At 44.8% G+C, this 15,112-nt stretch carries 12 protein-coding genes; 7 read left to right on the forward strand and 5 right to left on the reverse strand.

Going from position 1 to position 15,112, the window contains the following annotated elements; translation table 11 throughout:
• Positions 1 to 2: 2 nt before the first annotated feature.
• Positions 3 to 1,052, reverse strand: a complete 1,050-nt coding sequence (locus tag K1X61_06320) for an NAD-dependent epimerase/dehydratase family protein (protein ID MBX7108248.1) — start codon at positions 1,050 to 1,052, stop codon at positions 3 to 5.
• On the opposite strand from K1X61_06320, the gene K1X61_06325 reads away from it, so the two are divergent.
• Positions 1,051 to 1,791, forward strand: coding sequence for an EthD domain-containing protein (locus K1X61_06325; protein MBX7108249.1), 741 nt, complete (start codon positions 1,051 to 1,053; stop codon positions 1,789 to 1,791). The two genes, K1X61_06320 and K1X61_06325, sit on opposite strands and share 2 nt — an antisense overlap.
• Before the next feature lie 40 nt (positions 1,792 to 1,831).
• Here K1X61_06325 and K1X61_06330 read toward each other — a convergent pair whose 3' ends face one another.
• The 4 genes from K1X61_06330 to K1X61_06345 form a co-directional block, all read right to left on the reverse strand.
• Positions 1,832 to 2,761, reverse strand: coding sequence for an SDR family NAD(P)-dependent oxidoreductase (locus tag K1X61_06330; GenBank protein ID MBX7108250.1), 930 nt, complete (start codon positions 2,759 to 2,761; stop codon positions 1,832 to 1,834).
• A gap of 72 nt (positions 2,762 to 2,833) precedes the next feature.
• A complete protein-coding gene (locus K1X61_06335; GenBank protein MBX7108251.1) occupies positions 2,834 to 4,081 on the reverse strand; it encodes a sulfotransferase in 1,248 nt (415 codons plus the stop codon).
• Between the two features lies 1 nt (position 4,082).
• Entirely contained in the window at positions 4,083 to 5,264 is a 1,182-nt protein-coding gene (locus tag K1X61_06340) for a hypothetical protein (protein MBX7108252.1), read from the reverse strand.
• 297 nt (positions 5,265 to 5,561) lie between these two features.
• Positions 5,562 to 6,089 carry a tetratricopeptide repeat protein gene (locus K1X61_06345; GenBank protein ID MBX7108253.1) on the reverse strand — a complete coding sequence of 176 codons (528 nt, stop codon included), beginning with the start codon at positions 6,087 to 6,089 and terminating at the stop codon, positions 5,562 to 5,564.
• A 274-nt stretch (positions 6,090 to 6,363) separates the two neighbouring features.
• Between K1X61_06345 and K1X61_06350 the strand changes: the two genes are divergently transcribed.
• The 6 genes from K1X61_06350 to K1X61_06375 form a co-directional block, all read left to right on the forward strand.
• The gene (locus K1X61_06350) at positions 6,364 to 7,647 is read left to right on the forward strand and encodes a hypothetical protein (GenBank protein ID MBX7108254.1); all 1,284 of its coding nucleotides are present in this window, start codon (positions 6,364 to 6,366) and stop codon (positions 7,645 to 7,647) included.
• A 117-nt stretch (positions 7,648 to 7,764) separates the two neighbouring features.
• Complete coding sequence (locus tag K1X61_06355; protein MBX7108255.1) at positions 7,765 to 8,715, forward strand: ROK family protein; 951 nt, start codon at positions 7,765 to 7,767, stop codon at positions 8,713 to 8,715.
• Between the two features lie 86 nt (positions 8,716 to 8,801).
• The gene (locus K1X61_06360; GenBank protein ID MBX7108256.1) at positions 8,802 to 11,114 is read left to right on the forward strand and encodes a family 20 glycosylhydrolase; all 2,313 of its coding nucleotides are present in this window, start codon (positions 8,802 to 8,804) and stop codon (positions 11,112 to 11,114) included.
• Between the two features lie 45 nt (positions 11,115 to 11,159).
• Entirely contained in the window at positions 11,160 to 11,879 is a 720-nt protein-coding gene (locus K1X61_06365) for a copper homeostasis protein CutC (protein ID MBX7108257.1), read from the forward strand.
• A 100-nt stretch (positions 11,880 to 11,979) separates the two neighbouring features.
• The gene (locus K1X61_06370) at positions 11,980 to 14,535 is read left to right on the forward strand and encodes a glycoside hydrolase family 2 protein (GenBank protein ID MBX7108258.1); all 2,556 of its coding nucleotides are present in this window, start codon (positions 11,980 to 11,982) and stop codon (positions 14,533 to 14,535) included.
• A 322-nt stretch (positions 14,536 to 14,857) separates the two neighbouring features.
• Positions 14,858 to 15,112 (forward strand): hypothetical protein (locus tag K1X61_06375; protein MBX7108259.1); only part of this gene is annotated, 255 nt, incomplete at its 3' end.

The following is a 15,112-nucleotide window of genomic DNA, read 5'->3' on the forward strand; positions in this document are numbered from 1 at the left end:
TACTACTGATGTGTTTTGCCCGGCTTGCGGAAAAAAACTGCGGTGCGCGCTATCGCTTCCTCCTTACTGTATTTCGGTTCAAATCCAAAATCACGCTTTGCCTTTGCTGAAGAGAAAGTAAAGTCAGTGGTGATGTACAACACGGCAAAGCGGCTGAGCTTCGGACTATAATATATTATGGGGCGCAAGAGCAACGCCAAAAATTCGGTAATAGCTCCAATCGCGTACATCAGCCATCGTGGCAACCAAACATTGCGTGGACGGATAGTATATCCTGATCTTATGACAATCTCATCGAAGAACTTAAAAAAGTTGGTGCCCGGGCCATCTGTAATGAAGTAAGCCTGTCCGGCCATTGCTTGTTGACCATCAACAAGCACCTTTGCAATTTGCACATGCGCCCAGGCCATATTGCCCACATAAATATGCTGGTTTAAAGCACTGCCGTTCCCGACTCGAACATACAATCCTTTTTTGGCCATTTCAATTAGTGGTGGAAGATGGTAAGGATCATATTCACCCCAGATATCGGCAGGCCTCAACACTGCTGTTCTCAATTGTTCACCGTTTGCTGACAGCACAAGTTGCTCTGCCTTGCATTTGCTTTCGCAATACATATTCAGATGACGGGCCGGATAAGGTTGCGATTCATCAATATTAGTCAATGGCTTACCCGTCATCACTACATCGAGCGAACTCGTGTACAACAACCATTTTACCTGGTTGCTCCTGCAGGCTTCCACCACATTGCGCGTTCCTTCAAAATTAACACGGTAAACTTCCTCCGGTCTCTTGGTTCCCCAGTCAACAATAGCTGCGGTATGAATAACAAGATCGATGCCGGCGCATGCACGGTTCATTTCTTCTCTGTTGCAGATGTCGCCTTGCACATATTGAATCCGGTCATCAATCCATGCACTTCTTTCTTTCAGTCCCAGGATAGTGACGGATGCTATACTTAATGGCACATGCTCATCCAGCAGTTCATGTATGATGGCTCTGCCGAGGAAGCCCGTTCCGCCGGTAACAAGAATATTCAGTTTTGCCGCCATGAAGTTTTTATTTTGTGAATCGCATGCATTGTTCGCACAAAATATTCAAATAACCGGCAAGCAGATGAACAAAGAGATTTATATGGTGGAAGGCAATACAAAGGAGACCTACGAAGCCTTCAGGCAGCGGATTGCCGCAATAGTTTCCGTCGTCCATAATGAATTACAACCCGGCGCCATTAAATATACTATCACGGAATCTGCGCCACCCCGCCTATCCGTCATTCCATTTTGCAAAAAAAAGATTGCGGTGATTTCCATCTATAAATCCATTCGTATGCCAGTTCAGCAGCTGCTCAATGCAGATGGTTTTCGTGGTGCCTATCACGCAGAAGAAGCGGTGCCGGTAGCCTACGACAGGCACTGGAAAGATGGAGCTGTGACTCCGGGTGTTTGTCTGCTCACGCTGTTTTCGAAAAAAAAAGGGCTGAGTTATGATCTGTTCATTCATCGCTGGCACAACGGGCATACACCGCTTTCATTGCGCATTCACCCGCTGTGGAATTACGTCCGTAATGAAGTGAAGGAATCAATCACCCCGAATGCACCTGCCTTTAATGGCATTGTGGAAGAACAGCTCAGGACTCCGGCCGATCTGCTGAATCCATTTCGCTTTTTTGGAAATCCATTCATCATAATTCCACGCATGATCACCGTATATGCCGACACCAGTTCATTCATTGATTATAGCACTATGGAAACATACCTGGCGGTGGAATACCATGTAAGATCAGTGTAAGCGCATACTGCTATTACCTGTAAATTTTCAATCAATGGTATTATCTGGAAAAGAAAATGCCATGCTCCCTCAGCAATTCTTCCGAGAGCTTCCAAAGCCGGGCGCCATTCTGCTTATCAGTCGCTTTATCATCCATATCCTTCCTGCTCATGAGAAAAAGATAGTCAATCGGTTTCTTCTCTACTTCCGGCGATGCCGCAAAATAAACAACGGGCTGTACCGCGACAGCCGGATCTCTGAAAAACAGTTTGAAGACCAGTTTCAGTAATGGCTTGAACACAAGCGGTGCTTCCCGCGCAATGTTGGAATTTACAGGTCCGGGACACAACGCGAAGACCGAATAGGCAACATGCGGCTGATGGTTGATTCTTCTGCTGAGTTCATTCGCAAATGTTGTCAGCAGCAACTTATAGTAACCATAGTATTCAACTGTTTTTGTCATTGGATATGATTTGTACTTGCCGAATGCATCCCAATCAAATTCACCGGGATTACGATGACTCTCTGATGCGACATAAATGATCCTTGGCGCCTTTCCCTGTTCTGTGTTGAACAGTTCGTTTTCCAGCATCAGCCGTGTAAGCAAAAATTTTGAGAGGTAATTTACCACAAACATTTCCTCCATTCCCTGTTTTGTTTTACGGCTCTTGCCCGGAACCATTCCGGCATTGTCCACCAGTACATCAATTTTAACTGCCTGTGCTTTCAACGTATTGGTCAGCGCAATGACTGACTGCAGATCAGCAAGGTCAACCTGCAGCATCGTTACCTGTTGATTGCCCGACCTTTTTTTCACCATCTCTCCTTTTTCGGGAATTCCACTGCGGCATGCCATCCATACCTTGGCCCCACGCGATGCCAATTGAATGGCGGCTGCTAAACCAAGACCTGAACTTGCACCGGTGATCAACACATTTTTTCCGTCCAGCCTGTCGTCATCGCGTAATGAAACAATGTTTTGCTGTTTCATGAACAGATCGGTTATACCGCTGATGGTTGCGGTAACTGCATTTGAATATCTCTTTTTCTGACCGGTCATATTTCAATGGCTGATGTTGCTGAGAAATGTTGAATAAAACTGAAAATTATTTTTGATCTGTTCGACGCTCCAGCCAAAATCTGCAAGGCTATATCTATGCATGCCATATTTATGTTGCCGGTGTTGTTGTCCGGCCTTAATAAACCTGTCACGCAATGCTGCCGAAACTGCACCGCGGTGATGATAGATAGTATCCAGCGCAGCAAACTGATCCGCCACCAGCTGATCATAAAACACATCGGTAAAATGCAAGTCGGGATTATTTTCTCTGAACGCCATGCCACGTGAAAGCATATGTGCCGTCTTCCTGACCCAGTGCTCCGCCACACGGGCAAGCGACACTGATTCGCTGAATATAGTCTGGCTGTGAGCCACCATGCTGAGGAAAGATGGCAGGCTTTCACTTATTTCCCGGTGCGTCCATATAAAATGAACATCACTCATCTGCTGCTTGATGATATCAAGAAATTCAAGATGATGCGGACTCTTCAATACCCACCGCTTCGCAGGCCGCTGATATTGGAGGTACTTCAACAGCTTGATCATGTATTGATACGCGATGGTTTGATCCGTTTTTTCAAGCCATGCAGCATAGGATGGAACATGCATTGTCGCTTCGGCAGTAGTGCTCAAAAAAGTGGCATCAAGCAGCAGGATATCTTCTTCCGGTTGTTCATGTTCAACAGGATGAATAGCGAAAAATGAGGGTGCCATCAGCCGCAACGCCTTTTCACTGAGGCGCGCTGTCCTGATTCTTTTTTCTTTCTCACGAGAATCATTACTGAGTGGAACAGGGTTGATGGCTTCCCAGCTTAGCAATACCCTGTTCTCAGGATCTGCCGCAAGTAACCTTTGCAGCTTAGTGGTACCGGTACGCTGCAACCCGCAAATCAATTGAACGGGATACAGATCCTGCCCGAGAATGTGTGGGTTGCGTTTGAAATCATTTTCAGCCCGCAGTCTGACAGCAAGCAGGCCCACCAATCGTTCCCGTGTGATGAACCTGCCAACAGGTGACAATTGCGCTTCTCCTTCAATGGCGTCAAGCATTCTCTGCAATGGCTCATCCCAAAAGTCATTTCCGAAATCATGCAATGCCGTCCTTTTACGGGCGAGGCTGATGAGGTGATCCTTGCTTAGGTTGATTTTTGTTCCGAGAAAATAGGAATTCCGCCAGCCACTGTTGATCAGATTAAACCAGGCAGGTTTTTTCCTGTAACTGATAGCGGTAACTGTCTGATGCCTGTTCATCTTACAACAGGTAGGCAATTTTAGTGACACTGCATTCCGGCTCAACGGGCTGCGCGCCATTTCTCAACCGGTACCAGCGAAGGCACATGGTTCCTTCCGTGTGATTACATGTATCAATCCAGTTCAGGACTCCCGGATTTATTTTTGAGACAATGATTTTGATGCTGCCATCCTCTTCAGCCACCGCAGTATGTTTATTGATGCAGACAGGGAAATACCGGTAATCAAGCGATTCCATCCAGTAATTATTCAATTGAAAATTCCAGGTGTCGCAATCGGGCGCCATGAATTTAATAACAAGCGCTTCGTCCTCTTGCAGTGTCCAGTAACTGTGATAGTAGATGATGCTTGCATCGCCTCCTGCTGCATTGGAAACTTCGGGGCTGAATTGCGGTAACCTGTTTGAATGCTTTTTAAAACCGTTTGCCCATTTTGCAAATAAAAATGGTGCACCGGCAATAAATAGTGCGGCGGTTTCGAGTCCCCTGTCAATCTTTTCAGCGGTCAGCGGATCAGGCACCTTTTTTCCATTCAGATTTTCAATCTTTAATGCTGCGGGCACTTCGTTTTGCCGGTCAAGAAATGTTTGCCGCACGATCAGCAAGCTCGTTGCATCTTCGATTTTCAGCCAGTTCGTCCCTTTGCGGCTCTTACTCAGGATAATTTCAAAGCTGCCGTCAGCTTCAACAATTAAATCTTTTGATTCAATCACACCACAGGGTGCCATGCCGCCCGGCTGACCATACACGCCGTTTTGCGTGAAGAACCCAATATAGTCGATGCTATTTCTTTTACCGGTGATGCGATATTCATAACTGCCGCTGATCTGTGCATTCTGATAAAAATTGTCAGGGTTATCGGCGCCAAGCTTGACGGTTTCATGCACCATCCTTCTCAATTCCGGAAAGGCAGTGTCACCGTATTCAATGTAAGCCTCGAGTGCTGCCCGTGTAAGGCGGGTGAGATAGCGAATACCTTCTGCCTGCTGAAAAGCATCCACAGGCGCTCCGGGATAGACAAGTGCTGCACCGGCGGATTTGAGACGATCGCAGAAGTCAGACCAGGCCCTGCCATACACCACTCTTTCAACATGAAGATCCGCTTCTGATTTTCCGGTGAGACGCATCCATGAAAGACGAAACCATTTTATGGCAGCGAAGACGCCAAAAACCCATTTACCCATGAAAAGCCGATTTTATTTGTCCGGTAATTCTCAAAGATAATTTTTAGAGGTCAAGTATGCTGCATGATAAACACCGATACAATTCCGGCAATAAAAAAGAATTGACCTGAGGATAGCGAGGGATGAGTATTTATTTTTGAAATTATGTCAATGAAAACCATTCAAACAAGGAATAATCCTTCGCCTCAGATTACAGGGCAATGCAACACGATGTTCCGGAAGTTGGTGGTAATAGTTTTGTGAATGGTAAATGCCGGCAACGGATTAACAGCAATCCAGCAATGAGTTGAACCTCTCTTACAGAGCATCCAATGAATCCTTCGCCAGAATCTCTTTCAATAATTCATCCGGTGACTTACCGAGATTCTGCAATTCCAGCCGCACATCACTCGTCATTTTCTCGTCGGCTGCAGCAAATTTATCAAGGTAGAGCTGATATTTTTCTCTGGCTTTGTCATAGTTATTAAGCACATTGGCATATAAAAAGCCCTCCAGAAAGACAGCATTACGCGCATGCTTTGAATCAGGGTATTCACGATACACTTTATCGAAGGCGTTGATGGCTTGTTCAAACTTTCTTTGTTTCTGGTACAAAAGGCCGAGCTCAAAAAGATATACCGAAGCCATCGAATCCTGCGGATATTTATCCAGGAAATTACCAATACCCTGCTCCACCGTACTAGCGGCTGCAGTATCCAGCTTATTATCCGAGAAACTCTGGTTCACCAATTCAAGATTTGCTTTTATTTCAACTTCTGCTTTCTCCTTTTGTGAAGTGCAGGATGTCAGCAAAGCAAACAACAGGAAATAGACACTTATGCGCATGATTGGTCTTTTTGCAAACGTACAGGAATTTGACTCAAACGGCAAAATCAGAATAATTTGCTGCATAGCCGGATGGTTAATTGTTTAGCAGGTGAAAGAATAAAACCTGAACTTGCATATCTTTCATCAATCAATGGAATTGCGCACCTTATTCACCACAACGATTTATCCATTCAGCCATTTCAACCTTTTGTCATCAAGGCATGATTTAATAATCCAAAGAGGGAAACCAACCGCTTTTTACTTGTACATTCTCTCATAATTTTCCATCAATATGTCAAAATACTCACTGTTGTTTATCCTTTTATCGCAAGTCCTTGTTTTACCTGCTTATAGTCAGCATAAAGCCACTAGGTTTGCAACAAAAGCGGATGCAACAATAGATTCATCAGCCAAAAAAAACATTCCCAACTCCTGTACCATCTATAAATCTTATCTGTATGATTCATTGCATGCAGCATTTACACCCATGCGTACCGTCCGTATTAATTTTCATATTATTCAGGATGGAGAAGGGAACAATAACTTTTCACGCGCCGAAGCGGAAGTATTTCTTAAACAATTGTTGGCAGATGCAAATGGCCGGCTAGGCAGTAATGAAAAAATGTTCTTGCCAAAAGACAATACAACGGAAGTGGTACCTGTTCCATACCGGTATATTCTTAGCGGTGATCCCGCCAATCCCGATGATAACGGAATATATATTCACCGTAACGATTCCTTGTTTGCCATGAATAAGAAATCAAAGAAACAGAACAACGTGTATGACAAACGGCAATATGAGCTGTATGGTGTTCAGAAAGAAAAGGTGATCAATGTCTTTTTGATTGAACATGATCCCGACAGTGTTAAGAGTGCCACGTATAAAGCTTCAAGTGACGGTGTGGGTATGGGACCATGGGCCAAACTGGTGGGATCGTACTATCTCTGGAAGAATCCGGTGGTGATGGATAATGGTGATACCCTGCGGTTCGGCACCTGGGATCTTTCGGGGCTCTTGAATCACGAGCTCGGTCATTGCCTTGGCCTCTCGCACACATGGAATGTGGATGATGGCTGCGATGATACGCCCAAGCATCCCGGCTGCTGGAATTTCGGCCCGCCTCCCTGCGAGATATGTTCCAATAATGTGATGGATTACAATGCCTATAAAAAAGCCTTTACACCCTGCCAGGTGGCCAAAGTGTGTATGAATTTTTATAACGATAAAACCTCACGGCGCTTCCTCGTACCGGATTGGTGCACCTATCAGCCGGAAAAGACAATTACCATTGCCACAGGCGAAAACATAGAATGGAACGGCTCCATGGATTTGTCAGGTGATTTGATTGTTGAAAACAATGCATTCCTCACCATCCGTTGTACCGTATCGCTGCCACCAGGTGCCAAAATCATGCTACAACCTAAGTCAACCCTCATCCTCGATGGATGCACGATCACCTCTCGATGTGACAATGGCAGTTGGGAAGGTATCGAGATCAGTTCCACAAAGAAATTCAAACCATTCATCGGCATAAAAAACAAGGTGGTAATTGATAAAACACGCAATGCCTGGTAATGCTTTGTTTAATGCCACGTTTATTATGTTGCTGTTTCCTCTGTTTAAATTACCCGCATTTACCATCATTTTGTAATCGGAATATTTCTGCCCATCTTAACCTCAAAATGATTGGCTATGGCGAAAAAAGTTGTTGTTGGCATTGATATCGGTGGCACAGGCACTAAGTATGGCATTGTAGATAAAAAGGGTAACATCCTGCTGCAGGAAACGGCAAGAACGCCGGATTTTAAACGCGCAGAAGACTTTGCCCATGTAATATCAGCCTCCATTCTGCAACTGGTACAAAAACTGAAAGGCGTGGAACTGGTTGGCGCAGGCATTGGCAGCCCTAATGGCAACTACTATTCCGGCACCGTGGAATTTGCGCCCAACCTGCCCTGGAAAGGCATCGTTCCATTGGCCAGTCATTTCAAAGAAGCACTTCATTTACCGGTAGTACTCACCAACGATGCAAAGGCCGCTGCAATAGGCGAAATGCTCTTCGGTGGCGCAAAGAACATGAAGCATTTTATTTTTATCACGCTCGGTACCGGTCTTGGCAGCGGTATTGTCTCGAATGGTGCGCTTGTCTATGGCCATGATGGATTCGCAGGCGAGATGGGACATACGATCATTAAAGAAAACAGTAACCGGTTGTGCGGCTGCGGTCGCTATGGATGCCTTGAAACCTATGCATCTGCTACCGGTATCCGCAAATCATACATGAAGTTTCTCGCAGAAAAAGACAGGCGTGCTCCGATTGAACCGGAGAAAATCACCGCTGCATTTATTTATGAAAAGGCGAAAGAAGGAGATGAAGAGGCATTGACCGCATTCAATTACACAGGTCATATATTGGGCATTGCACTGGCTAACGCAGTGACTTACCTGAGCCCTGAAGCTATCTTCCTGTTCGGTGGATTGGCGCAGTCGGGGGAACTCATCTTTAAACCAACCCGCGATTCTTTTGAAGAAAACCTGCTCAAGATTTATCGTAACAAAATAAAAATCCTGCCGTCTTTGCTTAACGATGGCGATGCGGCCATTCTTGGCGCTGCCTCCATCATATGGCACGAACTGCGTTAGCCTCATATTACCGCCGAACTGATATGCCCACAACAACGAGACGCCTGATTTATCAATTGATTAACTTGAGGCAGCACAGCCGGATCATGATCTTATTTGCGCTGCTATGTTGTTATTTAACAACCTCCCCTTCGCTTGCGCAGGATACAACGCCGCCAGGGATTATACCTATACCCGTTTCAATAGAGAGATTTCCCGGCAATTTCAGCCTCTCGGGCAGTACGGTTATCACGTGGAGTAATGAAGAAGATGCAGGAGCCGCTGAAATTTTTGTTCAAACAATAAAAGAAAGATTCTCACTGAACCTCACCGCATCAGCATTCAGCCATCAAACAGCGGATGTAATTCAGTTGCAGCGAACCGCTTCATCAGATCTGCCGCCGGAAGGATACCGTCTGTCTGTGAATGACCGGCAAGTGATGATCAGTGCAGGCAGCGGGGCAGGAATTTTTTATGCACTGCAAAGTTTGTTACAATGTTGCCATTCAGCTGTTGCCGGCGAGCGTGTTTCGGTCGCACAACTTAAAATCACCGACTATCCACGCTTTTCCTGGCGGGGCATGCACCTCGATGTGGCACGTCACTTTTTTTCAGTAGCGGAAGTGAAACAATACCTCGATTACCTCGCTGCGTACAAGTTCAATACCTTCCACTGGCATCTTACCGATGATCAGGGCTGGCGAATCGAGATAAAACGTTACCCGCGTTTAACAGAAACCGGCGCGTGGCGCAACGGCACATTAATCGGTCATTACAGCGACAACCCGCAGTTTGATTCCATGCCGTATGGCGGATACTATACGCAGGATGAAATAAAAGAGGTGATCAGCTATGCACGAAAAAGATTCATCAACATCGTACCGGAAATTGAAATGCCGGGTCATGTCACAGCGTTGATAGCCGCTTATCCTGAACTGTCCTGCAACGGAAATACAATAGCGGTGGCAAAAAACTGGGGCGTATTCAATGATGTATTGTGTCCGACAGAACAAACCATTTCCTTTATGAAAGATGTCTTGCAGGAAGTAATCAATCTTTTTCCTTCAAGCTATATTCATATTGGTGGCGATGAATGTCCGAAAGAACAATGGAAAAACAGTCGCTATTGCCAGGATCTTATCAGGCAACTCGGCTTACCGGATGAAGAGGCACTGCAGGGATACTTCACGCAGCAAATTGCTGACTTCATCAGTGAAAAAGGCAGGAAGATGATTGGCTGGGATGAAATTCTTCATGACGGTTTGACAAAGAATGCAGCCATCATGAGCTGGAGAGGATTTGACGGTGGTGTTAAGGCTGCAAACATGCAGCATGAGGTAGTTATGGTTCCAACAGATTTTTGCTACTTTGATTATTATCAGTCACCAAATGCTAATGAACCATTAGCAATCGGAGGTTTTATACCACTGGAAAAAGTGTATGCTTTTGAACCAGTTCCGCCCGCGCTCGAAACTAGTGAGCAATCATTCATCATTGGCGGGCAGGCCAATGTTTGGACAGAATACATCTCTTCCTTTTCAAAGCTGCAATACATGATTTTTCCACGTATGTGCGCAATGAGCGAGGTCTTGTGGAGTAAAAAAGAAAACCGCAACTACCTTGATTTCACCACACGACTCACCACCTTTCATTTCCCGCTCTTCAATGCCCTTAACATCAATTATTCAAAGGCATTGCTGCAGGTTAAGATGGAAGTGCGTCCTAACAGCAACGGTGCCGGAGTCATCGTGCGCCTCTCTTCTGATGTTCCACAAGCAACGATCAACTACAACCTGAGTTCATATGAAAATGAAATACTTTCAGCCACCAATAATACCCGGTTTGAAAAAACACCGATAGATCTGCTGATCAGCCGGTCCATAAGGCTGAACACCATTGCCAAAGATGTTGCAGGAAATACAGGGCCTGAGTTGGTGCAACAATTCCAGCTGAACCTGGCAACCGGTAAACCAATCACATTTGCCCGCCAACCCAATCCTAAATACGGGATTGGCGGATCTTTCACCTTAGTCAACGGTATCAATGGCCGCATCCCATGGAATGGAAGCGAATGGCTGGGCTTTTCCGGTGACGATCTTGATGCAATCATTGATCTCGGCGCGCTTCACACCGTATCGCATGTAACACTAGGCCTGTTAAATGATGAAGGAAGCTGGATTTATCTTCCGGCACAGGTAACGGTTGCCCTATCTGATGATGGAAAAACATTTCATACAGCTGGTAGCAGAAGCAATGAAGCAATCAGCAAAGAAGGAGGAAGACATGCTATCTTCAGCTTCAATAAGACAACAGCACGATATATCAGGATTGTAGCACAGAATATCGGTACCATACCAGCCGGTAAAGCAGGTGCCGGGCATCCTGCATGGTTATTTGCCGATGAAATCAGCGTGGAATAATATCTTTATAGAAAGTCAGCTTACATTTATTTCCGGCAACTTTCGATGCATCAAAATAAATTAATCTTTGAAGTTTGCGCCAACGGCCTCCAATCAGCTATTAATGCACAGATGGCCGGCGCCAGCCGTATTGAATTGTGTGAAAATCTCGAGGTAGGCGGACTTACACCGGCAAAAGAAGTTATCCGAGAAAGCCTGCGTATTGTTCATATTCCGGTACATGTGCTGATTCGTCCGCGGGAAGGAGATTTCTGCTATACGGGAGAGGAATTCAATCACATGAAAGAATCCATCAGCTTCTGTAAAAGTGTAAAGGCAGCCGGCGTAGTGTTCGGTATATTGACACGTGAAATGGCAATTGATGAAAAACGTTGCGCTGAATTGATTGCATTAGCAAAACCACTGTCTGTAACTTTTCATCGTGCGTTCGACGTGGTAAAAGAACCACTCCGTGCTTTGGAAATCCTCGCACAACTTGGATACAGGCGAGTACTTACTTCCGGTCAGCAGGAAAATGCACTCAAAGGTGCTGACCTTATAAGTAAACTTGTGAAGCATGCAGATGGAAGGATTTCGATACTTGCCGGTGGCGGTATCACGGAAAAAAACATTGCTGATCTTGTGAAAAGAAGCGGCACTATTGAATTTCATTTCTCCGCGAAGCAGCTAATGGCAGATGGCGGTTACGTTTCCGATTTGTATCGTATCCGGAATATTATCAATCTTGCTCTTAATACATGGCAACTTTTGTCGAATGATAAGTAGTACAACTGCTCTGCGTTACAAAGGTGTAAACATCGGAATTCGGAGCCTCCATTCAGCATTCCGCTGCAGCGCGGGCAGGCTTAGGTTTTTTATTGTACTCGTGACGTTACATTGTGTTTCCCTTTCCGCCATTGCACAAATAATTTCCATTCCGCTTACAGGCGATAATACCACCTGGCAATTCCGGATGTTTGGTGATACACTGTGGCACTCTGCCCTTACACCCGGAACTGTACATACAGATTTAATCAGTAATCAAATGATCCCTGATCCGTTTATCGGCAGCAATGAAGACAGTGTGCAATGGGTTGAAAAACAGGATTGGGAATACCAGGTTTTTTTTGTCTGCCCCGACAGTATGATCAATCAAACGAATATTGAGTTACAGCTGGAAGGTCTCGATACCTATGCCGATGTTTATCTGAATGACACACTGATTTTAGAGGCAGACAATATGTTCAGGAATTACTCCGTCAATGTGCGGAGGATCATCCAAAGCAATCGTAATCACCTCTTCATTCACTTCTATTCCGCTATAAATAAGGGCTATCAACAAGTGAGTACCCTTCCTTATCAGATGGCCGGCGATGTGGATGGCAAAGCGTTTATACGCAAAGCGCAATACCAGTATGGCTGGGACTGGGGACCAAGACTACTTACCTGTGGTATTTGGAAACCCATCCACCTCAGGGCGTGGAGCGGATACATGTTGCAGCAGGCATTAATCAGCCTCGATTCGCTGACGACGGATACGGCATACCTGTCGATTAAAGCACGCATCCATTCCACAACCGAAAAAAAATCCGCTTTCACATTTTCTAATGATGCAACTGCGGAGGCTTCTACTGCTGTTTTCAACTTGAAGCAAGGCATCAACGATTTTTCCATTCCACTTAAGATTGCACAGCCGCAGCTATGGTGGTGTAACGGCCTCGGCCCACAGAAGTTGTATGACTTGAAGTTAAGCATTGATGACCCGGTTCGCAGCATCTTGTATCAGGTTAAGTATGGCATCAGGACAATACAACTGCTGCAAGAAAAAGATACCATCGGTTCCGGATTTGGATTTGAACTAAATGGCATTCCCGTTTTTATGAAGGGCGCCAATTACATTCCGCCTGATAATTTTCTGCCGCGTGTCGCGAAAATGGATTATGAAAGAATAGTTGATGATGCCGTGGAATGCAACATGAATATGCTCCGGGTTTGGGGTGGTGGCGTTTATGCCGCTGACGATTTTTATGAGTTGTGTGATAAAAAGGGAATATTAATCTGGCAGGATTTTATGTTCGCCGGTACGATGGTTCCGGGCGACTCAGCGTTTATTAAAAATATTAAAGAAGAAGTCACTGACAATGTGGTCCGGCTGCGCAATCATCCCTGTCTCGCCTTGTGGTGCGGCAATAATGAAATTGATGAAGCATGGCACAACTGGGGCTGGCAAGAGCAATACCACTATGATTCTGACACACAACAAAAGCTATGGAATGACTATCAGCATCTGTTTCATGTCATCATACCGGGTCTGCTGAACGAATTTGATCCGCAAAGCAACTATGTTACTTCGTCTCCATCAATTGGCTGGGGTCATAAAGAAAGTTTGCAACAAGGTGATGCACATTACTGGGGCGTTTGGTGGGGAGATGAACCTTTCAATGTTTACAGCCGGAAAGTGGGACGATTTATGAGTGAGTATGGCTTCCAGGCATTACCTGCCATGAGTACTATCAGCCGATTCACTTCAATGAATGACAGAATCTTACAAAACACAGGGAAAAACAAATTTTCAGCAGTGCTGAATATGCACGAAAAACATCCTACAGGATTTGAAAAAATTGACACCTATCTGGAAAGAGCTTATCGCACACCGAAAGATTTTGAAAGTTATGTTTATACATCGCAGTTGCTGCAAAGAGATGGTATCACAACTGCTATCGAAGCGCACCGACGTTCCAAACCGTATTGCCAGGGAACATTGTACTGGCAACTGAATGATTGCTGGCCCGTGGTTTCGTGGAGCAGCAGGGACTATTTCGGAACCTGGAAAGCGCTGCAGTATGCCGTGCGGGATCTTTACAAACCGTATATGATTTCCGTCGTTAAGGAAGAACGGTATTATAAAGTGTATATCGTTTCCGATTCACTGGCTGATGTAACCGGCCTTTTAGAATTGGAACTGCATGATTTCAACGGAACAAAATTAATGTCAGCGGAAAAAATTATTACCGTGGCTGCCAATCAAAGTCAATTGGTATTTGCAATGGATGAAAAGAAGCTGTCCAAAAATTTTGCCATGGAGAAATCTGTTTTAACTGCCAATTTCAGTGCAGGTAATCATCTGCTGGCAGAAAAGAATTATTTCTTTACTCAACCTAAAGACCTATCATTATCTCAGGTGATCATTGAACAGAAAATCACGTACCTGGATGATCAGTCCGGTTTTGCTGATTATCCATATCAATATCAAATTGAATTGTCAACCGGTAAACTTGCCAAAGACATCTTGCTTGAATGCAAAAACCAGGATGTAAAATTCCGGGATAACTTTTTCGACCTGCTTCCTCATCAGGCAAAATCAACCATCCTGTTTTCCAAAAACAAAATCGATGTAGCTGATCTTTCAATCGTGATCACATCTTTGGTCGATAGTTATTGAAATTCTCTGCGCTATGGTAATTATTAACTAGTCTGATTCAGGTTCTTTCCGTAACCGATAACTTATGCGCTCGATTCTGTACATTAATTTTTAAGGTAATGACGCCAAAAATGGTTAGTGATTTTCTGCTTACAATTTTGTAAAATAGGCGCTGTCAACCTGAAGAGGAAACAAACCCTGGTGAAGAGCAAGTTGTTGCAACAGCTTTTATTTGCTGAAACTAACATAGCTTAACTATTCCACTGTATGTTTTCAATCATAGATATTAGCTATGATTAACGAAGTAATCTATGTATGTTTGAAACTCATAAATTTATGGCAGGTGCGAAAGATAATTTCCATCCTTATTCTTAGTCTTAGTGTCTTTAGCGCTAAGGCCGGACCCTGCGAAGCCTATTTCACCTTCGACGTAAATGACAATACCATATTTCTTAACGGATCAGAAACTGCAGGCGATGTAGTTTCCTGGCACTGGTACATCAATAATGATTTGTTCAGTGATAGCGGGCCGGAAACCGATGTCATAGTAGATGAACCCGGTGAGTATCAGATCTGCCTGGTGATTGAAACGGCTGCA

The sequence above is a fragment of the Chitinophagales bacterium genome, from assembly GCA_019694975.1.
Taxonomy (GTDB): domain Bacteria; phylum Bacteroidota; class Bacteroidia; order Chitinophagales; family UBA10324; genus JACCZZ01.